The 20,692-nt window shown below is 51.5% G+C and carries 18 protein-coding genes and 1 pseudogene; 14 read left to right on the forward strand and 5 right to left on the reverse strand.

What is annotated here, in order from left to right:
• Nucleotides 1-131 precede the first annotated feature (131 nt).
• From gshB to AC245Y_RS23725, 4 genes and pseudogenes are all read left to right on the forward strand, one after another.
• Nucleotides 132-1,079 carry a glutathione synthase gene (gshB, locus tag AC245Y_RS23710; protein ID WP_012759843.1) on the forward strand — a complete coding sequence of 316 codons (948 nt, stop codon included), beginning with the start codon at nucleotides 132-134 and terminating at the stop codon, nucleotides 1,077-1,079.
• A gap of 178 nt (nucleotides 1,080-1,257) precedes the next feature.
• Nucleotides 1,258-1,359 (forward strand): annotated as a pseudogene (locus tag AC245Y_RS23715) (ATP-binding protein); the annotation flags it as partial.
• A gap of 47 nt (nucleotides 1,360-1,406) precedes the next feature.
• Nucleotides 1,407-3,071: a recombinase family protein gene (locus tag AC245Y_RS23720; protein WP_026157543.1), complete on the forward strand. Its 1,665-nt coding sequence runs from the start codon at nucleotides 1,407-1,409 to the stop codon at nucleotides 3,069-3,071.
• A 234-nt stretch (nucleotides 3,072-3,305) separates the two neighbouring features.
• The gene (locus AC245Y_RS23725) at nucleotides 3,306-5,573 is read left to right on the forward strand and encodes a DNA-methyltransferase (RefSeq protein ID WP_017995790.1); all 2,268 of its coding nucleotides are present in this window, start codon (nucleotides 3,306-3,308) and stop codon (nucleotides 5,571-5,573) included.
• Here AC245Y_RS23725 and AC245Y_RS23730 read toward each other — a convergent pair whose 3' ends face one another.
• Both AC245Y_RS23730 and AC245Y_RS23735 read right to left on the reverse strand, forming a co-directional pair.
• Nucleotides 5,574-6,596 carry a hypothetical protein gene (locus tag AC245Y_RS23730; protein ID WP_157628349.1) on the reverse strand — a complete coding sequence of 341 codons (1,023 nt, stop codon included), beginning with the start codon at nucleotides 6,594-6,596 and terminating at the stop codon, nucleotides 5,574-5,576.
• Between the two features lie 434 nt (nucleotides 6,597-7,030).
• Nucleotides 7,031-7,717 carry a recombinase family protein gene (locus AC245Y_RS23735; RefSeq protein WP_017995792.1) on the reverse strand — a complete coding sequence of 229 codons (687 nt, stop codon included), beginning with the start codon at nucleotides 7,715-7,717 and terminating at the stop codon, nucleotides 7,031-7,033.
• A gap of 193 nt (nucleotides 7,718-7,910) precedes the next feature.
• On the opposite strand from AC245Y_RS23735, the gene AC245Y_RS23740 reads away from it, so the two are divergent.
• The 4 genes from AC245Y_RS23740 to AC245Y_RS23755 all read left to right on the forward strand — a co-directional run bounded on the left by AC245Y_RS23740 (nucleotide 7,911) and on the right by AC245Y_RS23755 (nucleotide 11,971).
• Nucleotides 7,911-8,216, forward strand: a complete 306-nt coding sequence (locus AC245Y_RS23740; protein ID WP_157628350.1) for a hypothetical protein — start codon at nucleotides 7,911-7,913, stop codon at nucleotides 8,214-8,216.
• 108 nt (nucleotides 8,217-8,324) lie between these two features.
• Complete coding sequence (locus AC245Y_RS23745) at nucleotides 8,325-8,942, forward strand: hypothetical protein (protein WP_017995794.1); 618 nt, start codon at nucleotides 8,325-8,327, stop codon at nucleotides 8,940-8,942.
• Nucleotides 8,943-9,573: 631 nt separating this feature from the next.
• On the forward strand, nucleotides 9,574-11,259 hold the full coding sequence (locus AC245Y_RS23750; RefSeq protein ID WP_157628351.1) for a DarT ssDNA thymidine ADP-ribosyltransferase family protein: 1,686 nt from the start codon (nucleotides 9,574-9,576) through the stop codon (nucleotides 11,257-11,259).
• A gap of 67 nt (nucleotides 11,260-11,326) precedes the next feature.
• A complete protein-coding gene (locus tag AC245Y_RS23755; protein ID WP_487762868.1) occupies nucleotides 11,327-11,971 on the forward strand; it encodes a DarT1-associated NADAR antitoxin family protein in 645 nt (214 codons plus the stop codon).
• 45 nt (nucleotides 11,972-12,016) lie between these two features.
• Here AC245Y_RS23755 and AC245Y_RS23760 read toward each other — a convergent pair whose 3' ends face one another.
• Entirely contained in the window at nucleotides 12,017-12,691 is a 675-nt protein-coding gene (locus AC245Y_RS23760; RefSeq protein WP_157628352.1) for a hypothetical protein, read from the reverse strand.
• The gene (locus tag AC245Y_RS23765; protein ID WP_487762859.1) at nucleotides 12,672-13,295 is read right to left on the reverse strand and encodes a YccF domain-containing protein; all 624 of its coding nucleotides are present in this window, start codon (nucleotides 13,293-13,295) and stop codon (nucleotides 12,672-12,674) included. Before AC245Y_RS23765 ends, AC245Y_RS23760 begins: the two co-directional genes overlap by 20 nt.
• Before the next feature lie 30 nt (nucleotides 13,296-13,325).
• Between AC245Y_RS23765 and AC245Y_RS23770 the strand changes: the two genes are divergently transcribed.
• Both AC245Y_RS23770 and AC245Y_RS23775 read left to right on the forward strand, forming a co-directional pair.
• Nucleotides 13,326-13,658, forward strand: coding sequence for a helix-turn-helix domain-containing protein (locus AC245Y_RS23770; RefSeq protein WP_017995799.1), 333 nt, complete (start codon nucleotides 13,326-13,328; stop codon nucleotides 13,656-13,658).
• 19 nt (nucleotides 13,659-13,677) lie between these two features.
• The gene (locus tag AC245Y_RS23775; protein WP_017995800.1) at nucleotides 13,678-16,494 is read left to right on the forward strand and encodes a plasmid replication protein, CyRepA1 family; all 2,817 of its coding nucleotides are present in this window, start codon (nucleotides 13,678-13,680) and stop codon (nucleotides 16,492-16,494) included.
• A gap of 202 nt (nucleotides 16,495-16,696) precedes the next feature.
• Here the strand turns inward: AC245Y_RS23775 and AC245Y_RS23780 are convergent, their stop codons facing one another.
• Nucleotides 16,697-17,065: a DUF6641 family protein gene (locus AC245Y_RS23780; RefSeq protein ID WP_017995801.1), complete on the reverse strand. Its 369-nt coding sequence runs from the start codon at nucleotides 17,063-17,065 to the stop codon at nucleotides 16,697-16,699.
• 159 nt (nucleotides 17,066-17,224) lie between these two features.
• Here AC245Y_RS23780 and AC245Y_RS23785 point away from each other — a divergent pair, with 159 nt between their 5' ends.
• The 4 genes from AC245Y_RS23785 to AC245Y_RS23800 all read left to right on the forward strand — a co-directional run bounded on the left by AC245Y_RS23785 (nucleotide 17,225) and on the right by AC245Y_RS23800 (nucleotide 20,681).
• Entirely contained in the window at nucleotides 17,225-17,953 is a 729-nt protein-coding gene (locus tag AC245Y_RS23785; RefSeq protein WP_017995802.1) for a hypothetical protein, read from the forward strand.
• Nucleotides 17,954-18,080: 127 nt separating this feature from the next.
• Nucleotides 18,081-19,115 carry a hypothetical protein gene (locus AC245Y_RS23790; protein WP_017995803.1) on the forward strand — a complete coding sequence of 345 codons (1,035 nt, stop codon included), beginning with the start codon at nucleotides 18,081-18,083 and terminating at the stop codon, nucleotides 19,113-19,115.
• Between the two features lie 79 nt (nucleotides 19,116-19,194).
• Nucleotides 19,195-19,659, forward strand: a complete 465-nt coding sequence (locus AC245Y_RS23795) for a GNAT family N-acetyltransferase (RefSeq protein ID WP_020487058.1) — start codon at nucleotides 19,195-19,197, stop codon at nucleotides 19,657-19,659.
• A gap of 365 nt (nucleotides 19,660-20,024) precedes the next feature.
• Nucleotides 20,025-20,681, forward strand: coding sequence for a DUF3800 domain-containing protein (locus AC245Y_RS23800; protein WP_017995805.1), 657 nt, complete (start codon nucleotides 20,025-20,027; stop codon nucleotides 20,679-20,681).
• Nucleotides 20,682-20,692: the final 11 nt, after the last annotated feature.

Below are 20,692 nucleotides of genomic sequence, written 5' to 3' on the forward strand. Positions count from 1 at the left end.
AATGTGTGCAGCGGTTTTGCGTCCGGAATTGCGCAAAAGCAAAAATGCTCCAGTGCCGGAAGCCCTTGATTGACCGTTGCGTTTGACATCTGGCCGACCTACATCTGTCCGGCATTCAGCGAGGGATGGAAATGGCCAAGATCACCAATGTAGCGGTCCAGATGGACCATGTCGCAGGCATCAATATCGCAGGCGATTCCACCTTCGCCATGAGCCTGGAAGCCCAGGCGCGCGGCTACAAGCTCTTCCATTATACCCCCGACCGCCTGAGCTTCCGTGACGGCAAGCTCTATGCCAGCGTCGAGCCGATGGTGCTGCGCGACGTCAAGGGCGATCACTACGAGCTTGGCGCGCCGGAGCGCGTCGATCTCGCGACCATGGATGTCGTGCTGCTGCGCCAGGACCCGCCCTTCGACATGGCCTACATCACCTCGACGCATCTGCTCGAGCGCATCCATCCGAAGACGCTCGTCGTCAACGATCCCGCCTGGGTGCGCAATTCGCCGGAGAAGATCTTCGTCACCGAATTCTCCGACCTGATGCCGAAGACGCTGATCACCAAGGATGCCGCCGAGATCCGCCGTTTCCGCGACGAGATGGGCGATATCATCCTGAAGCCGCTTTACGGCAATGGCGGCGCCGGCGTCTTCCATTCGACCCGCGACGACCGCAATCTCTCTTCGCTGCTGGAAATGTTCGGCCAGCTTTTCCGCGAGCCCTTCATCGCCCAGCAATATCTGCCCGACGTGCGCAAGGGCGACAAACGCATCATCCTGGTCGACGGTGAATTCGCCGGCGCCATCAACCGCGTGCCGGCCGAACACGACAGCCGCTCCAACATGCATGTCGGCGGCCGCGCCGAGGCGACCGAGCTGACGGCGCGTGAACAGGAAATCTGCGCCCGCATCGGCCCGGCGCTGCGGGAGCGCGGCTTCCTGCTCGTCGGCATCGACGTGATCGGCGATTACATGACCGAGATCAACGTCACCTCTCCCACCGGCATCCGCGAGGTGAAGAAGTTCGGCGGCGCCGATATAGCAGCCCTGCTTTGGGATGCGATCGAGCGCAAGCGCGGCTGAGCCAGCCGCCCATGACCGTTCTGGTCCCGCGACCGAGCACAACCAAGGTCACAGCGGATGCCTGACTACGTTCTTTGATTGTTCTTGTTTTATTCCTTCGTCCATGCCAAATTGCAACCGCTGGCCTTCAAAGGCAGCAGGGCGGTATGGTAGAGTTTGCGGGACAAGGGATGGGCTTATGGTCGCGCGTGTCAGTACGGTTGCATTTCAGGGTATCGAAGGTGTACCGGTCGAGGTCCAGGTCATGGTCGCTCCCGGTAAGGTCGGCATGCAGATGTTGAGGTGGATTAATTAATAAGGTAGCCTGACGTTCTTGAGGGAGCGTCTATGAAACCTAAAGCTTATTCTTACATCCGGATGTCGACCGATGTTCAGCTTAAGGGCGACAGTCTACGTCGGCAAAGTGAAGAATCGCGTCGGTATGCTGATGAAAATGATCTCGATTTAGTCGAAGATTTTCGCCTCGAAGATATTGGCGTTTCCGCGTTCCACGGAAAAAATGTTGCGCAAGGTGCGTTAGGAGATTTTCTCGTCCTTTGCGAACAGCAAATAATCCAAGCTGGCTCCTATCTTATCGTCGAATCTTTGGATCGGATAAGCCGGCAAAATCCTCAGGTGGCGACGTCCCTTTTCTTGCAGATCCTAGGGGCCGGAATAAACATCGTTACTCTTACGGACCGGCATGTTTATCGAGCTGGAAGCTCTGACTTCACCGATATCATCGTCTCCGTTGTCATCATGAGCAGAGCTTATGAGGAATCTCGCACGAAGAGCTTACGGGTCGGTGCGGCCTGGGAAAACAAGCGGCGAAACATTCACGACCAGAAACTGACGCAGGTAGCACCTATCTGGCTTAGGTTGTCGGCCGATCGAACCGCGTTTGAGACGGTCCCAGAGCGAGTTGCTGTTCTCCGCTGGATATTTGACGAAGCTGATCAGGGGAAGGGCTCGCTGCAAATTTCGAGGGCACTCAATCAGCAAGGCGTTCCAACCTTCGCTCCGTCAAAGGGTTGGTATGAATCGTACGTCAGCAAGGTCCTAACTAACCGGGCGGTGCTCGGTGAATTTCAACCGCATCGTTACATCGACGGGAAACGAATGCGTTCTGGCGAGCCGATTCCGAACTACTTCCCTGCGATCGTCACTCGCGAGCAATTTGAGAGAATTCAGGTTGGCAGGGCTGTGCGACGTGTGAGAGGCGCAGGCAGGAAGGGTCAAAACAACATTAATCTTTTTCAAGGTGTTGCAACGTGTGGATACTGCAGCGCCAGAATGATGATTGTTAACAAGGGTACTGGCCCGAAGGGTGGCGTGTATTTGCGTTGCGATCGCGCTCGACGTAGCGCTGATTGCAGTGCGAGCGGTTGGCCGCTTAATCACTTTGAGGGCGCATTTCTCTGGTTCGTTGAAGAGCTAGATATCGGTGCTATCGTTCAGGGCTCTGCAAGCGAGGAAGCAAGAAAAGCGCTGGAGGGGCAGGCTGCAACTATATCGGCGGATCTTGAAACGCAAAAGAAAATACGAGAGCGGGCGTTTGACCTACTTGGGGAGCCAACGTCTGCTACGGCATTCGTTAGAGGCAAGATAGATGACGCATCAATGAAAATCGAGGAGCTTGAAAGTAAGTTGGCCGCTATCAATGAAGCGGCAATGATTGCAGCTGCGAGTCAAAAACGCCCTCTAGAAGAGGTTAGGCTGATGATCAAAGAGATCGGTGGCTGGCAAACTGCGGACGGCGATACCCGAAGCCGTGTTGCTAATTGGATAAAACGCAACGTCAATGAACTTTTGCTTTTCGCGGATGGTTTGGATCAGTCGGATCAGGTCGCAGCGGATGCTAAACAGCGCCAGTTCTCAGTGTCATTAACAGGAGGAGAGTTCCGCACGGTTCAGATAACTGGAAATGACCCGACCGGAGCGTCTTATTCTATTCACGCCAATGACGATCGATGGGTGCTTAGCGAGCCACTCAAGGTCACCGTCTTTGACTAATGAGTAGTCGAGCCTCGTCACGCTCATGGACCAGCTTTGAACAGGCAATTGGAGTATCGCGTCGTGTTTGCGCACGCTCATAGTCAGTTAATTGCAATCACCTCCTTGCGGCAAAGCTGTCGCGTTCTCGCGACAGGAGATGTGGAATGACAAAACGGTTGATATCTTCCACCTCCATCTCAGAGCTGTTGCCCCTCAGCCCCCTTTGCCCGTATTGCACGCCTAGAGGTTCATATGGTTCAAACAATCGATCTTATACAAGAATTCGCAGAAATTACCGGCTTCGCGCCAACGCTAGATGATTCACTATTCGCTACGCTCTCGACGTTCTGTAGGAATCTTGTGGACGTTGATCCCATAGGTCCGATGGAGCGACGTACTCGGTTGATTTCGTTAATCAACGAAAAGCTGAAGCTAAACGCAAAGCCTCTGAATGATTTTTACGCCGCGTGTGTCAAAGCCGGGCTGGTATTCAACTCACCACAGAAGGATGTCATTGCAAACTCGTTTAACAGGAACGATTTCAACGTCTTGCTCGACGCCATACCTTCTACTTTATCGACTTCTTCCGATGTTTTGCGTAAGTTTTACCGACCGCTTAACGAGTTGGAAACCCTCGAAGCTCTGAGAAATGAAGTCGAGAGGACGGTGAATAAGCGCACTAAAACGCATGACCCCTCCTTAACGGAGCCACTCTTGCGGTCTCTTCTGGGGGGGTTCGCCTATTCATATTTCCCCGAACGCGCGGTGCATCAGGTTTTCGATCCAATCAGCGACGAGAACGACTACGAGCCTTCGTATTGGCGGCGCCTTCACAGTCACGCTTCCCGCTTATTCAACAGAGAGAACACGCTCAGTGTCCTGAGAACGAGCGATTTTGCGGCGGAGAACTATGAGGGCTTGCGAGACCGCATTTTCGCCGCAGTTGCCCAATCCTACCGCCAGCTCACGAACCATGGGTATCTGGCGCTGATAGTCGAACCCGAGCGCGCTCTAGACGGGCGGGCGCTCTGGAAGCTTTGCGAAGACGTGAAGCTCTTTGCCGAGAAACACAGGCCCTCCGACCTTCAGAAATCTTACTTCCAATCGCGCAAAATTCAGGAGGTAACTTCTTCTTACATTCCTGAAATTGACGCTGATCAAGCTCAGTTTGGTTTGGCCTACGAAGGATTTACTTACAAAGATACCTTTGCAACTTATTCTCGACCTGGAGAAAGGCACGCTCCGACCCTGGTGATCCTTTTTCAGCGCAATGAGAGGGACGAGACGAACCTTCCATGCCCCGCCTGCCGGTCACACGACGTCCGGGGCAATTCTTATCCAGTTTTTGGAGTGAAAAGTTGGGAGTGCCAGAATTGGATTTGCCCAGACAGAAGTATGGCCGACCGCGGAAAACGTTTTTCCTTCCTGTCTCTTCTCATGAATCAGGCGATCAACGATGTTAACATGATACCTCAGAAGATCGTGAGGAAGTGGTCTCGCGATGTCGTGTACGACGTATCACTAGCCGATACGCTAAATATGCTGGTGTCTTTTTTTTCCTTGGAGGGCGACTCGATTACCCTTTCCAATTCCCTGATGACTTTTGACAACTGGAAAGGCCGCCGGCCAAAAAGATTTCCAATGAAGGCTACGGCTGTCGCGAATAAAACTACTGCTCACCAATTCTTCAGCGAGCCGTTTTTTTCACGTTTTCTCGTTGAAAGACCTCTTCTTCAGTCCCGTCAGCTTCCAAACAACATTGGAGATGACCGTCACAAGATTTACTGCGGGGACGCGTTCGATGTTCTTACAAGCTTTGCACCTGAATCGATCGACGGTGCTGTGACATCTCCGCCCTATTATAACGCAAGAGAATACAGCCAGTGGGACAACATATATTGCTATATGTACGATATGTATAATATATCTCGCGCGGTGCACCGAGCATTGAAGCCAGGTGCTTACTATCTTTACAATATATTTGATTACTTCGACAATGAAAACTCGATTGCGCTATCCGCCATGGGTCGCAAGCGAATGATTCTGGCGGCATATACAGTTAACGCTTTCGAGAAAGCGGGTTTATTACTGCGAGGTAACATAGTCTGGGACAAGGGCGAAATTGAAGGTAAGCGTGGATTTAACGGCGGAAACTTCTCTCCGTACTATCAAGCTCCCTTCAACTGCTGGGAACACATCCTCATTTTTAGAAAAGATGGCCCAGGAAAGATTATTAACTTTCCATCGGTAATTCAGCAATCGCCAGTTATAAAAATGAAGAAAGGTATTAACACGCACGGACATACCGCACCATTTCCTGATGCTATACCGCGTCTGCTATTGTCAAACTTACCTAAAAACAGTGTTGTTTTAGATCCTTTCGCGGGAAGTCTGACCACTGGCCGGTGTGCAGAGCAAATGGACATGATCGGCGTATCCATTGAAAGAGATCAAGAATATTGTGAATTGGGCTTGTCTCTTAGACGGCCAAAGGATCTTTTTGCCCGCAAGAGCGCCTGACTATGTGTTCGGCGGCGCAAGTTCAGCACCTTCCTCTATCGCGGCGTCAATCGCATTAGCCTCGATCTCATACAAGCCATCCTTTGCAAGCCAGATGGCAAACGCCCAGGCCTCCTGCATCCTTATCTCTGACATAGTTAACCCGTGGGATCTGGAGAGTTTGATAAACTCCCGCAATGTTCTCGGCTTGAACTTTAGCAGAACGTAGATCAGCACTGAAGCTGCAGGGGCAAACGACAGCCCTCCCAAACGATGTGAGCCGCGCTTGATTACGTTCTCCCGTTTCGTGAGTAATTGGAAATTGTCAAGCTTATCAGCTTCCTTTACGTCGCGTCCGGACTTCAAAAACTGTTCTCTGGAATCCTTGTGATCGGCTTCTAAGAAAAGTCTTTTGCCGGAAACAGCGCATTTCCCGGATTGGCTATAGAACCATTTCCAAACCTCACGCATGGCCATGCCCTGGGGGTAGTTGTGTTTTACGGCGTTTGCCACCTGTGTGCCTACCTGGGGCGGATTAAGTTCGCCACAAACCGCCACAGCAACATCTTCCCAGCTCACAATCCCCTGCTGAATCATATCAATTAGAAAGTCTTTCCACCCATCGTCCGAAAGATTGGGTCTATCGAACAAGGGGGCTACGCCGGCCAATCTTATCGCCAGAAGAAGGTTCTTGCCTGCGCTATAGCCAACCCTGTCATAAACGTCAGGATAGTAGCAACCTTCGAAATCTCGCAGAGTGAAGCGACCCTCTTCATTAAGCAATTTGGAAGCTCGTGTCGAAATCGAAGGCACACTTGATATCTGACGCCGTGGGTCGAGTATAAATTCGGAACCGGATTTAATTCCTGCCTCATAGAGAGCTTTTATCTCTCGAACGTTTTCGGTGCATTCTTCGATGTGCTCAAAGTCAATCTCGTCCATGTCTCCGAGCTTCGTAAAGTTCGCTCCGTTTAACCGATCTAGAGTAGCAGCTGAAATTCCTTGCAGTTCGGAAAATAATGAGAATTTTGTAAATTTAGGCATGAGCCAACCTCGCTTTGCAAGGTTTGGTAGCAACCGCTCACGCGTTTTGCAATCCTAATCGATGTCCTAGGGTGTGGGTCAACCCGCAAGCTGAAACATAAAAAATCATATCGATTGGCCTACACTGGCCATGGTGACTAGAGGCTGCAAGTCCACGATTGCACGCTCTGACTTCCTTACCTGTACGGAGGCTCGGACACTCAGGCATTCTGTATTAGTCCAGTCTCGCCGGGAAGATTCAAATGCTGTGACTCACTAGGGCCCGAAATGCCTGCATCGTGGCTAACCTGTCGGTTGCGTACCGCTCTCCATGTGCTTCAGAATAAATGCGGTTTTTTGCGGAGGCGGTGAGCAGGGTCGTCTCATCCTACCGCTTAACTAGTTTGACCAGCGAACATCCTGCTCCATAAATCGACTAAACGTTTCGAGGATGTTCAAGCATTGGAAGGATATTGGTGTTCGTCGGAAATCGCAATTATTTTAACAGCCGAGGTCATCTTGATGTGAGCTACCAAATTCTTCACCGTCTGCGGGTAAAAATTAGAACCCACTGCGGTCGTTACACCTCTGATATTCAGATATCTAGCAATGGCCGAATAAGACATCTCCTTCCATGCTTCTGGAAGATAAGGTTTTAATTCTAACGCTTGTCGAATTGCTCGAATTCGATTTTGCTCGGCAAGGCGTTTTCCATTTGCTCCAAGAATCTTGCCGCGCTGCTTTGCCTGAGCTAACGCGGCCTTTGTCCTAGCGGAGATGAGGCGGCGTTCCTCCTGCGCCAACGCTGCGAAGATATGGAGTTGGAACTCGGTCGCCGTCGGCATGTCCGCAACAGTGATTCCGACATCGCTCTCCATCATGCGAGCAATGAAACTGACCCGTCGAGAGAAGCGATCTAGTTTGGCAATCAAAATCTTCGCACCGGACTTGCGTGCTAGTTTAACCGCTTCAGCGAGCTGGACTCTCTCATCTTTTCGCCCAGATACAATCTCGACAAATTCCGCAACAAGTTCATCAGTCGGCTGAAGGAAGTGTGTCACAGCGGCTTTCTGGGCATCCAAGCCGAGGCCAGAGCGCTGCTGCTTAGCCGTGGAAACGCGGTAATAGGCAACGTATTTCATTGGGCTCCGTCAAACATTAACGTTGGTTTATGTTTGAAGGGTCCGCGATTTTTCTCTGCAGATCAACATTGCTGGTCATGCCGCTGGACGCGAAGTAGGTTCGACGTCTACGTTCGATCGTATCTGCACGATTCGAAGAGCTGCACGATGCTCTTGAGGTGGGACCGGTCGTGGATTTTCCTTGGGAGGGATGATGACACAGCTGGTCGACTCGAAAGTGATGCGAAAAGGCGTGACCAAATCGGCAGACCAGTTCGCCGAGGTCACGGCGGAAGTGGAGGTCATGGCATTCACCCTACAGGGCTTGGTCCCGTGGGAGACTGGCGTCCAGATTAGGTTCGCGGTGCCGTCCAAAGGCGGTGGGAACAGCGAGATGATCGTTGATGTTGGGGTCGCCGATTACGAGGCGCTTGCTCGGGCGATGTTGCTGAACAATGCGACTGCTGCGCTCAGGGCCTTTGCTAAGGCGGGGTTGGATCATTTCGATGACGTGAGCTAAGTGCTCAGATCCATCACTCCGCGAATGTCCTTCATCGCATGAGATGGTAGTTGCCACTACTTACAAAGCTGGCATATAGGCCCCAACATCGAGTTCAGCGGAATCAAAATGCGCGGACTGCCACGGTTAGTAGCTCTCGCTTTGATTGCCAGCACGTCTGGCCACGCCAATGCGTGGGACCGAGATACGGTCGATCGTCAGATCTCCAAGCTATGCGAGCAACGCAATCCCGACGACTGGCCGAGCCAGGATGATTGCATCGCTATGCAACGTCGGGCCCTGCAATCGCTGCGTCCACCAAGGGGCGATGTCGACTTCTTGGCGGCGTACCAAGGCTGCAAGAGCGCCGCAGCAAGTGAATACGACTTCGCTGCGATCCTGCAATGTTTTCAGGTGAAACTCGCGGTGCTGAATAGAGCCAGGGCTGGAGCAGCTGAGATTGCCGAAAAGGCAGACCTGGCTAGCGAATTTCCGAAACTACCTATCATCGTGCAGTGTTCATTCTCAGATGGTCGCAAAATCGATATTCGACGCGGAAGCAAACACCCCGACGCTGTCGTCGTGAAGTTAAGTCCGGAGAGGCTATTGGCAGGAAAATCGGGCGTTGGATACTCATACGAATGGGGCGGTGCGCAGGGTTCAGATTACCGGCTCGACGGAAACCAGTTGATGGATCGCAGCGGCGGCCCGGTGAAACTGTTCATGGGACAGTGCCAATACCGCTGACCATCAACAGAATACGGCGATCCGGCTGGGGAGGCCTAAGTTGCGAGGCTGATCCCTTCGCCAAAGAGCGTCTTGGCGATGAGTTCTTCGAACTCGCTGATACCGCCGTAGACCGCTTACAGGAGGCGGCTGCCGAAGCCGCGCACTTCGATTTAGGTGAAGTAACCGATGGCAGAGGCATCTGGAGCGTTCTTCGCTTCGCGGTCAGCTGTTCGTCAGAAGTCCGGCCGGCGCTTTCAAAGCCGTATGCGCATCTCGGCGAACCGCCAAACGAGCGGTCCAATTTCGAGCTTCAGGTCGCATTCTTCATCTCCCGCCATCGTCGCGCAGGCAGGTTCCAAGCTGTCGAACCTCTATGCAACGACGGCGAAAAGCTGATGCCGACCGTGATAGCAATCACGAGTCTCAGGAAACAGCTGTCCTAGAAGAAACTGGAACACGATACTCCTCCGTGGGTAAATTTTGCGTTGTGTTCGCAAGCTGCCAGTGAAATATCAATGTCGAACAAAATAATGTCTGCATAGGGTTTTGATCAGGATTGCCGTTCTGCTTTAGGTGCACCATAAAGCATGCAAGGCAGCCGTTTTTGTGGCGCTGTACTAGCGCCGTTGTAGTTCAATGGAACACTTTCGTGGTATCAATTCTTACCTGGCAGCTCGCAGTTGCCGTCAGTCTTGCGATTTCAAGAGCTTTCTCATCAAAGGCGATGATTGGGGTTGCTGTGATTTGGACTGCCTTCACATTCTCCATGGTGTGGGTCAACTGGCTGATCGCTCTCCAGTTGGTGACAGTCTGGGGTAGCGTAGGGCTGCTAATCGTGGTTTTTGGTGAATACGCGAGCATTGCGTCAAAGCCAGAATTCTCAGGCGAGAAGAAAGTAAAAGACAACGGAAGTGTTGCTGCCAAGGCCCATAACGTTGATCTGCCATCGACGGATGATGCGAGTGCTATTTCAAATGAGGACGCAAATGCCGTCACCGGAACCCGGCAGATAACGGCTCTAATTGCCTCTATGCTTGAGGGGGGAGGGAGTGCCGTCGAAACCTCCGATACGATGCTCAAGGGCTTTAACAGGGCGCTGGGCGACATTAATACCGACCTGCAAATCAAGGTCGAGAAAATGGAGGCGAATCGAGAGATCTCGATTCAGCTGGATGCGCTGAAACGTTCCGTCGAATCCGTGATCCGAATAGCTGAGACTAAACGAGAGACGCAGCGAATGCTCGCGACGGATCCGGTGTTTGCTAAGCACTACGGGAGGCTTAGTAAGCGCGTTCGGGAAGAGGTTTCGGAAACTGGCATTTGCGACAAGTGTGAATTCCCAACACTTAACGAGACTCCGAAGCGAGCCGCCGACCTTCCTCTGCGTGCAGCTGACGAACGAGCGGCCAAGCTGACTGAATCTCTTGATCTGCTTGCGTCGTCTATCGCTCGTGTCGCCGAAGATGCGGGGCTATCACGGGAGATAGACAACCATACGCACGAACCGTTCCTACCGTTCCTTCGCAGGCAACAAGATGTGCTGTCCGAGCACCTCAGGCTACTCAGGGCGACATCGCGGCAAGATCGTACGATCCATAAGAGCCCTGCGTATGGTGAAATCTTGCCTCAAAAATTTAGCGAGATTGGAGAGCCGCCGCCAGATCGGTTGAAATCTCTACCACGAGAAACCGCAACCGCCGATTACCTGTCAAAGCGGCGCGAAGCCATACAGAATTACGCCAACGAGATCGCTATTCCTCATCTGGTGCACTTCACTCGCTGTGAAAATATACCTGGAATTCTAAGCCACGGCCTTATGTCGATCGCGACCTGTAGCAAGGAAGGAATTGCCTACGTCCGTAACGATGAAGAGCGTTTCGACCGACAGCCAAACGGTATCTCGCTTTCGATCGCTTTTCCAAATGACCGGATGTTCTACAAGTACCGGATGAACTCGGGTGTCGACTGGGTGGTCCTGCTGATTTGCCCTTCCGTGCTGTGGGAGAAGGACTGCGCTTTCTATCGCCACAACGCAGCGGACGCGCGTGTAAACCGTGAGCCTCTGAACAAAATGAAGTCCCTGAAGGCATTCAGAGACATGTTTGTCGGAGACGCGGGCCCACGTGAAGCCTGGCTACGTCGTTTCGACCCAACCGACCCTCAAGCCGAGATTCTGGTCTTCGAAACTGTCCCAAGGACCTGTATCGAGGCCGCAGCATTCGAGACAGGTGAGACGCACGCGAGGTACAGTCATCTTATGGGCGGGATTGAAACCTTCTATGCGGGAGCCGGCAAAGGGCTCTTTGGCCCGCGTTCGAAGGCGCGGCGGACTTGAAGGGGCCATGATGGCTAGGCGTCCCGTCTTCATCAGCGAAACTAAGGGTTCTAATTTTGTCCGTGTGATGCCCGTAGATTTCACCTGGTACGCGGGAATGGCAAAGTCGCGAAAACAGATGTCGGTCCGTTCGCTGCACGAGGCTACGCATAAGCTCCTTCCCTCCGTGCGCCTGCTAGAGGTCTCGCGAATGTCAGAGGATATTCTCGGACAACAACTCAGCGCGTTCAACCTGACATTCCACACCAAGAATCGACGTCGAGAAATCGCTGTCGAATGCGCGTTCCAAGCTTCCAAGGCATTTGAGAACGGAGGACCGTATCTCGATTTGCTCGATGCAAATCCAGTTGACGCGAAACGTGATGAAAGACTTCAGCGCTCCGGCATTTTGACCGGGTTTGAATTTTTTGGTCAGAGGTGGGCCTTGGAACCGCAAACGGCGTTCTACGATTGGATCTATATCAACGCTCTGCATCTGCGGCCAAAGCTAGCCCAGGAAGCAATGGCCTATGATGTCTTCACTGATATCGCTTTCAATCCAGCCAAATCCATCAATTGCCAAGCAAGCGCTGTCGCCCTGTATGTATCCTTGCGCCGCAGAGATGTCATTGAAGAGGCTCTGGGCTCTCGCGAAAATTATCTGGAGATGGTGCACGGCGCTAAGATTGCTAGCGCGTCGCAGCGAGAGGAGCCGCAAGGTAGTCTCTTCTAGGCGAGCGGAGCTACTGGTCCTCGTTAGTTAATTTGAACGTCACCATCAATTACGCCGATCGAGGGAAGTTCCTGATTTCGACATGGCACAAACTGCCCAACCCGGTGAACCATCAGGCCGTCGGTCTTCGCAATAGCCTTGTCGTGCCAGCTGCTCCGCTATTTCGTCGCGTTTGCCGCAGGCTACCCATGTACTTTCATGGTCGCCTGATCCTCCCCGGCAAGTTTTATACGCATCAGTCCATGCGCGTACTAATGACTGCGCGTTATGTTCCTTATTCTCTAAAGGGTTCACGTTGGGAGAAGGTAAGGTTGCAGTGGTAGGAGCGTCGTCATCAGGATATGGCTGCCCGGTCGCTTTCCTCAACTCGACAAGGACCTGAAAAGCCACCAGAACGCTTCCGCAAGCTCCGATGCCAGCAACTTGGCGACCTTCGGCCCTCGCGCTTTCCCTCTTTGCGCTCAGCTGTGCATCAGAAAGTCCGGATCCGGTTTCCAGATCCTTGACGCGCATCTCGGCGTATCGCCAAAGGCGCGGTCCAATTTCGAGCTTTAGGTCGCATTCTTCAGCTCCCGCCATCGTCGTGTAGGCAGGTTCCAAACTGTCGAACATCTTGTCCAGTTCGACAGCGGAAACCTGCAGCGACGTAAAGCTGATGCTGGCCGCAGCAGCGATCACGAACCCCAGGGAAACAGATCGCTTAGGAAGAAACTGGAACACGATGTATTTTCCCGAGCTTGATCTTCGCGTTGTGTTCGCGAGCTGCACGCGCCAGTTCGAGGCTGACTACGCGTCTACCGACCGGCCAGAACGATAGACCAGCTAGTTTGAACGACTGCAGTCCGAACGGAATGGTGATGATAAAAATGCACGAGAGAATGCCTGCAAACAGGTGAGCAATGAAAAGGGCAAATCCGAATGTGCATGCCCAGATAATGTTGACGATGAAACCTACTGTTCCCGTCAGGGCAGTGACAGCATTCAATCCTTTTCCGTCGAGTTCTCGAACGTGAACGACGTCCTTGCCGAACGGAAATGCGGACATCTTCGCCATTTCCAAAGCCGCACGTGAAATCGGCAGGCCGATGATTGTGATCGCGGCTAGAACCGCGCCGGCCAGCCAAAGCAATGCGAGATACCACCCGCCGAAAACAAACCAGATAATATTTCCAAAAAAGCGCATAAATTCCCTCTCTTCTGCATCCTTCCATGCCATTGCGCACGCAACAGAATTCCAGGATACATTCGGGTGCAAATACGGTCCACAAAAATAGAAGCGCACTACGAGTTTTTCGCCTAATAATCGTAGCGACTGCGGCTTCATTTGCGTACGGCTGACCGCAATTGTCGCTGAATGATTTCAGCGAAAACTATTGGTAGAGCGGTTAGAAATTCCAGGCGCGCCCTTAAGCTGACGCAGGCTCAGTTGGCGGAGGCTATTGGAAAAACTCCGGACGCAATTTCGCAGATCGAACGCGGTGTAAACGTTCCGAGTGTCGAGACGGTCGCGGCCTTGAGCAAGGAGCTAGGTGTCCCAATTGACGATCTGATCTTTCCAGACGCCGCCCCGGAACACTCTTCTGTTCGGGGCACGAGGGTCCGACAGGGGCTTTCGATACTAATGAGACTGAGCGACCGCGACTTGGAAATTGCTGTACGTCAGCTTCAGGCATTTTCAGGCGAATAATTATGACGTGGAGAAATTCTTGAGTAGTTGGATTGATAGGAAACTGTCTTTTTCTCTGAATAAGCTGCTGATAAACAAAAATAATTCAGGAGAGCCGTTCGCTTTTCGTGCGTTTGAACCTGCATCGGCGAATATTGAGGAAGTCGCTCAACACATTCAAGCCGGCTATGCCTATAGTGCGGCGATGAGTGGCCCACGAAAAAATAGAAACTTCGCTGGATCAGATCTTGTGTCCATCGATGTTGATTATGGCATGTCTCTGGATGAAGCCCGCGAACACCCTCTCGTCAAAGAGTCCGCTACGCTGATCTATACAACGTGCAGCCATACAGAGGACGAAAACCGATTCCGTATCGTTTTCGTGTTACAGGAGACGATAAAGGATCCCGAAAAATTTCACAAACTGACATCAATCCTGGGCCAAAAACTAGGCGGGGATTCAAAAGCGACAGATGCTGCGAGGATATTCTACGGGAACACATCAGCTCTGATTTATCGCCTGTCAAACGGTCTGACTTCCGCGAGAATGATGGAACTGCTGGCCGAGGAAAATGACGATGAAGGGAGCGAACTGTCTCCGGCAGTCGGAGCGTACAAAACGGCTCGGTCGAAGACGCGTATTCCGTTGCACCAACTGATTAAAACGAAGTCAGGGAAAGAGCTGCCTCTATCGGTTATCGAGGATGGGACGCCGGTGCACTGTCCTTTCCATGAGGACAGTCGACCGAGTGCCGTGGTCTACCGAAGCAGGAAGGGACGACTCATTCACTGCTTCGCCTGTAGTGAAACATTTTGGCCGGATATCGCCGATCAAAGTTACGTTTTCGATGAATTCGAGATAGCTGCAATCGAAAGCGCACGCAGGAACGATCTAAAATTGCGATTGGGTGAGGCGGAATGGCGATTGTCATCGCTATCTCTTATATCAGAGACGTTTCTCCCGAAGCAGTCTCTTGGAGAAGGAGTAACCTTCGTAAAAAGCGCCAAGGGCACCGGAAAGACACAACTCATTAGCGGTTTCATTCGCGATGCAGCGCCAACGATACGAGTGCTTGTGGTTGGTCATCGTGTGACGCTGGTCAGGGCAATGTGCGCCCGACTCGGTTTAAACTGCTACCTCGATGACAAAAACCATAGAGGTCAACATGGCTGGTTCGATCGTTACGGCGTGTGCCTAGACAGCCTCTATAAGCTTAGAACTCCGCCGAGGTACGACCTCGTCATTCTTGACGAAAGTGAGCAAGTTCTCAGCCATTTTTCTTCCGACACGATGAAAGAGAAACGTCATAAAAACCTCATTTGTCTCGCTGCCATCCTCCGTGACGCGGGAAAAATTATTGCCCTCGACGCCGATTTATCTACGTTCTCATTTGAGACTGTTCTACGTCTTGCTGAGACGGAGATAGAAAGAGATCGGCACGTCCTCATAAACGAATTCCGTCCGGGACAAGGGCGTGCAATTGAGATTTTTTCTTCAAAAAATCAGCTAGCTGCCGACCTAGTTCGGGCTATTCGCGGTGGCCAGCGTTGTTACGTGGTTTCGAACGCAAAAAAAATCGTCGATCAGCTTTCTTCTGCCATTTCTGCGCAGTGTCCAACGACGTCGCTACTAACAGTGACGTCAGACACATCCGACATAGCTAACGACCCTGCGGTGTCATTTATACGCGACCCCGTTGCACAGTCAGAGCACTATCAGCTGGTGTTGTCATCGCCTACGCTCAGCTCGGGCGTTGATCTCTCATTTCCAAATGGGCAGCAGTTTTACGATGCCGTCTACGGTTTCTTTGAACCGGGTGTTAACAACCATTTCGATTGCGACCAACAGTTTGCGCGGGTGCGCAATCCAGGCGTCGCAAAAGTCTTCATTTCGCCAATGCAAATGTTCCTTGAACACGATCCGATTGTGGTGAAGAGAGACCTGATAGAATCGCCGATGTTTGGACATCTTCATGGCATCGACGGATATGATGAAGACCTCGCAAAAAACGACAGATTGTTAGATCTTCTGGTTGAAGTTGAAGCTCGACGCCGAGCATCGATCAACCGACTTAAAAACAACTACGTAGAGTACAAGCGACGACTAGGCTTTTCCATAAGCTATGCTGCGAAGTCGGAAGAGCTGAGAGATGAGGGGAAACAGCATTTTGCTCACGGCAAGATGGACACTCAGCAAAAGAGGATGAGTCGCCTGCTCGGGGCTCCAAAGATGCCGACTACCCAGCTTCGAGCGCTTGTTGAAAAGCAAGCGCGGGGCACACCCCTTACTAAGGATGAGAAGACAGCGCTTGACCGCGCCCGTTTCGAGAACTTTTACCGATGTGACATATTTGCGGATCTGATCGAATTGGATGAAAGGGTCAAACTCGCTGACAAGGTCCGGATGTTTGAAGCCCTTTCACGCACTTACAGTGGTCGTCCATCAACGGTGGCGCAGTCCTTAATACCATCTTTCAAGATGAGGATGTTTTTTCTCAAGGAGGCATTCGAGGCCGCGCGAATTTTAGGTCAGAATGGTTTCGAGGGGCAGACAATTATATCGGAGAATGAATTGGCGGAGTTTCGACAGTTCATGGTGAATAACCGTGCGGTCTACGAAGCCCAGTTCAAAAAGACTATTCGAAATGATCTAGACCACGCAGCTGCAAAGCAACTCGGTGATCTGTTGGCACATTGTTATCTCAAAACCCAAAGCGCGGGGACAAAATCAACAGCAGGTCGGAAGACTTATCTGTATATGCTATCGGAAACGAGGTTGGACGGCTTGTCCAAGTTGACGCGCGTACGATTGAAGAGAGAAACTTCCTGGCCAGAAATCGATGGCCCCGACCTATAGCGGTGGTCGACCTTAAACTTCGGATGGACATTGGTAGGTTGACGGCTAACTGCGGGATAGATGATTGATGACATGATATATAAAACCATCGATTCACCTATCCGAGGCTAAAACACGCAACCCGCATTTGAAAGACGGACTGCCGAAGGCTGTCCTGGACAACAGTCCAGGACATTTGAAGGCTTGCAAGTTCCGTCGGATGTTAACTTTTGCGAAAGCCGCTTCGAATCTCCCCCGAAATCCGCTCCAGCTGCTCGTCGAATTGGCCTTTCGAGCAATGGAGGCGGCCTGCCTCCAGCGCCTTGATCAACTCGTCGGCGGATGTGCAGGAGATTGCAAACTTTCCTTTCGAAAGTTCGAGATCACGACGCCCATAGCGGATCGCGAGAGTGAAGCTGCCGTCCGGTTCCTGCTGGAACCATCTTCCACGCTGGGCACGGGCAGGCGTGAATTTCGATGCGAAGTCGATCTGCTTGTTGATCTGATGCAGCAGCCTTGCACGGCGTTTTCCGGCTGCATCAAGTGGGGCCTTCTTTTTGGCCGCGATCAGCTTCAGATTGTCGAATGTCATGTTTCACGCTCCTTGTGGTTTTCGGCGCCCTTTCCTCATACATCGACAAAAGGTCAACCCCAGCGAATGTTGTGCAAAACCTCAAACGCATTCGTTGAGTATCCCGAAGGGGTTGTATACTCGCGTTCGCTTGAAGCCGACAATTTCTGGATCTGACATATGTTGAACTTCGAAAACTATTCTCTGGGGGATTATGCGAAGTTCGTCGGTTTCTGCATCGGATGCGTATTCGCGACCTATGTTGTCCGAATACTCGGATATTTCTCGATCATTGGAGACCAGTTCACAGGGGTTTTTCTTGAAGCTAATTTGCTCCAGGGTGCGATATTAGCCACTCCAAGCGTTTTCGGCGTTGCCAGCTTATTCTTCATAGGAATATGGCTGGGATCCGTGCTTATACGCTTCGATGATCAAATAACTTATGCTGTGAAAAAAATACCGGGCTTAGAAAAAGTAAAACCAAAAATAATAAGTTACTGTATATCGCTTTCTCTACTTGTGTGCCTGTTTATTCCGAGCCGTTATTTTGCTGGAGATGATTTTGCTATTAAGGTACTTGTCAGCGTTCTAATAGCCTTTATGCAATACAAACTTTCGTTTGAGCGATGGCTCGATACGGAAAAAGTGAGCGTACTTCTATTGGTGCCGTGTCTGATAGCTACCTATAGTGCTCTGTATGACATCGGGAAATACCAAGCCATTCAGGACATCAACCACGGCGAGAACGGTTATTCGATCACTGCGGCAGATCGGAATTACGTGAATGTGACTCTTCTCCGCACTTCATCGAGCTCCATACTGTTCAAAGCAGGCGCATCCATCCTGCTATATGACCGAGCGAAAGTTACAAAAATCGAGCGGTTAACTGATCGGATCGAACAGTACTGACCTCGGTAACTTCCGTCTAATGCCGATGCTCGCTCTCCTAGGATCAGGGAATCCTGGGATACTATGCCCTGCCAACTTCCACTCGCTCAGGTTGGCATTATAGTCTCCGCCGGATAGGGAGATTCGTATGTTCAAAGACAAGACTGTTTTTGTTGTGGGTGCCGGCGCAAGTGCCGAGTTTGCTATGCCTGTCGGATCTGCGCTGATGGAAAGGATCAAAAGGAACTCCATTTACTCCATTGAATACGGGCGTTTTAAAATGGTGGCCGAGGCCGATCTACTCTTCCGCCATTACACAAACATGTACAACCTCGACAAGAAGGATGACGTTGATGCGCTGAATGCGCGGCTAGAGGTCATGAGAGACCTCGTCGCAAGTATTGATATGGCTGAGAGTATTGACGAATATATTTACCGGCATAGTCATAATCCGCTTGTGTCCGAGATCGGGAAACTCCAAGTGGCTCATGCGATAGCACGTGCCGAGTCTGACTGCTACCTTCGTCCAGACGACTTCAACGCGAGTGAAAAGTTCAAGGCGTTGAACAACGCATGGATTTATAGCTTCTCAAAAATTCTGATGATTGGAATTCGTGCAGAGGAAATTGACCGCATTGGCGAAAATATCACTATCATTTGTTTCAATTATGATCGCTGTATCGAACATTATTTGGAGCATGCCATTGTTCACGCTTATCCAGGAACTTCCATCGAACGAGCGCGGGACATTGTAAACAATATCAACATCATCCATCCCTACGGTTGGCTGGGTTCTTTGAAAGCATTTCCTTTCGGGCGCGTTCAGAATTTCGCAGCGATGGCTGATAATCTAATTACTTGGTCCGAGTCTATTCGAGACCCCCAAGTAAAAGAGCGTATGGGGCACGCGATGAGTGAGGCTGAGACAATTGTTTTCCTCGGTTTCGCTTTCGCGAGACAAAACATGGACCTGCTACACGCAACTGACAAAAAATGGTCCAACAAGGCTGTTTTCGCCACGGGTAAGGGTTTGGAACCGGAGGCAGAGGCGTCATATCAAGAGAATATTTCATTGCTTTACTCCCCCGGACTGGCTAACGGGGCTTCGGAGCGGGTGCGATTGCAATGGGATACCGAGTGCGCTCCATTCATGAAAAAGCATCGCTACAACCTATCCCTCTGACACTTCGACTTCGAATTATCGATTACAGTTGAATATCGAGGATTGATCGAGGATCGCGCTTCCTAAAAGGAGCGCTTAGATGATCGACCCCCTAAATTTTGACTGTCTATTCCGTCCTGCGGTGGATTCAGACCACGACGATCTGCACCGACTGCTTTCTTCGTGCTGGATGGAGACTTACGGACGCCAGGTCTCGCCGAAAATCGCAGGACGCTTTATCGACGAAGATTGCGTTGGCGAACATCTTCGTCTGTTTCTGAACAGTATGCAGGTTGCCGTCGTTGATGGACGGGTAGTTGGCGCGATCAATCAGAGTGACGGCTGCATCACCGCTCTGAATGTTGCTAAAGAGTTTCGCCACAATCGGATCGGCTTTAGTTTGCTGCACAACGCTCATATGTCCGGCGGCTGCCAGTTGTTGGTGGGAGTTTTCAACGTTCCTGCGATACGGTTTTACGAGCGCTGTGGTTGGAAGAAGGCTGGACAGTTTTTTGAGGATATTTGCGGGGTCGAGCTGTCGGTTTTTTTGATGGTACGCGAATGAGTAAAAGTTAAAGCCAAGTCCATTGCGCGACCTTGCTTTGGGGGCTCGGGCGCGGCGGCGACGCACCGAAGGGCGACCATTGATGACCTCGTCCGACTCAGTCTCGCTTGAGGGTGCTACTGAACGGATCTCCGACATCTCCCGACTGGATCTGCCGTTAATCTGCGCTGCGCAGATCTGCAATTCCGCGTTCCGATGACCCGCCGAGCATGCACGCGTAAGCTGCGTTAACGATAGATTAACATGCAATTTGACGTCGAGCCGAAATCTGAGATGTTAGCGGTGGGCAACTGAGGGGTTATCCGTGAAGATCCATTTGTTCGCCCCCCGTAGCCTCTGCGTTTCCGGAAAGGCGATTCTTCAACGTGACCGAGAGATTCTTATTTGCCGATGAAGCGGGTTGTTTCACTTTTAAGCGAGAGCAAAATGTAAGCCGTTACTTCATGCTCTGCACCGTCACCACTTCAGACCTGCAGGCCGCTACGTCTCTGCACGAGCTTCGAAGAAAGCTCATTTGGGACGGCGTCGAGCTCGGAGACTTTTTCCACGCGACTGTTGAAAAGCAGGCAGTGCGGGACAGGGTCTTCGAAACGATGCTCCAGCATGATTTTGAGGTCCAGGTGACGATATGCGAAAAGTCGAAGGCGCAACCGCAAGTCCGACGCGATAAAGCCCGGTTCTATCAGTATGCGTGGTTCTACCATTTTAGATACGGAATCGCCCCATACATACCGGAGGACACGGATCTACTGGTTACTGCAGCTTCACTAGGGACGAAGAAGGAGAAACTGTCCTTCACGAACTGCTTGTCAGACGTGATGGGCCAGACGGTGAGGAAAGCTCGCTGGGCCGTAGATTTCCGGCCATCCGCCACAGACTGTTGCTTGCAAATTGCGGATTATTGCGCTTGGGCGATTCAGAGAAAGTGGGAGCGCGGCGACACCCGATCATATGACATGATAAAAGCTAAAATTACCTACGAATACGATCTATGGAAGCACGGCGCTAAACACCACTATTGAAGAAAGTGCAG

Source organism: Rhizobium sp. SRDI943, assembly GCF_057653695.1.

Excerpts from the sequence above, each read along its gene's own strand:
- gshB (WP_012759843.1), top strand. The coding sequence starts at position 132 with ATGGCCAAGATCACCAATGTAGCGGTCCAGATGGACCATGTCGCAGGC.
- AC245Y_RS23720 (WP_026157543.1), top strand. The coding sequence starts at position 1,407 with ATGAAACCTAAAGCTTATTCTTACATCCGGATGTCGACCGATGTTCAG.
- AC245Y_RS23725 (WP_017995790.1), top strand. The coding sequence starts at position 3,306 with ATGGTTCAAACAATCGATCTTATACAAGAATTCGCAGAAATTACCGGC.
- AC245Y_RS23730 (WP_157628349.1), bottom strand. The coding sequence starts at position 6,596 with ATGCCTAAATTTACAAAATTCTCATTATTTTCCGAACTGCAAGGAATT.
- AC245Y_RS23735 (WP_017995792.1), bottom strand. The coding sequence starts at position 7,717 with ATGAAATACGTTGCCTATTACCGCGTTTCCACGGCTAAGCAGCAGCGC.
- AC245Y_RS23740 (WP_157628350.1), top strand. The coding sequence starts at position 7,911 with ATGACACAGCTGGTCGACTCGAAAGTGATGCGAAAAGGCGTGACCAAA.
- AC245Y_RS23745 (WP_017995794.1), top strand. The coding sequence starts at position 8,325 with ATGCGCGGACTGCCACGGTTAGTAGCTCTCGCTTTGATTGCCAGCACG.
- AC245Y_RS23755 (WP_487762868.1), top strand. The coding sequence starts at position 11,327 with ATGCCCGTAGATTTCACCTGGTACGCGGGAATGGCAAAGTCGCGAAAA.
- AC245Y_RS23765 (WP_487762859.1), bottom strand. The coding sequence starts at position 13,295 with ATGAAGCCGCAGTCGCTACGATTATTAGGCGAAAAACTCGTAGTGCGC.
- AC245Y_RS23770 (WP_017995799.1), top strand. The coding sequence starts at position 13,326 with ATGATTTCAGCGAAAACTATTGGTAGAGCGGTTAGAAATTCCAGGCGC.
- AC245Y_RS23780 (WP_017995801.1), bottom strand. The coding sequence starts at position 17,065 with ATGACATTCGACAATCTGAAGCTGATCGCGGCCAAAAAGAAGGCCCCA.
- AC245Y_RS23785 (WP_017995802.1), top strand. The coding sequence starts at position 17,225 with ATGTTGAACTTCGAAAACTATTCTCTGGGGGATTATGCGAAGTTCGTC.
- AC245Y_RS23790 (WP_017995803.1), top strand. The coding sequence starts at position 18,081 with ATGTTCAAAGACAAGACTGTTTTTGTTGTGGGTGCCGGCGCAAGTGCC.
- AC245Y_RS23795 (WP_020487058.1), top strand. The coding sequence starts at position 19,195 with ATGATCGACCCCCTAAATTTTGACTGTCTATTCCGTCCTGCGGTGGAT.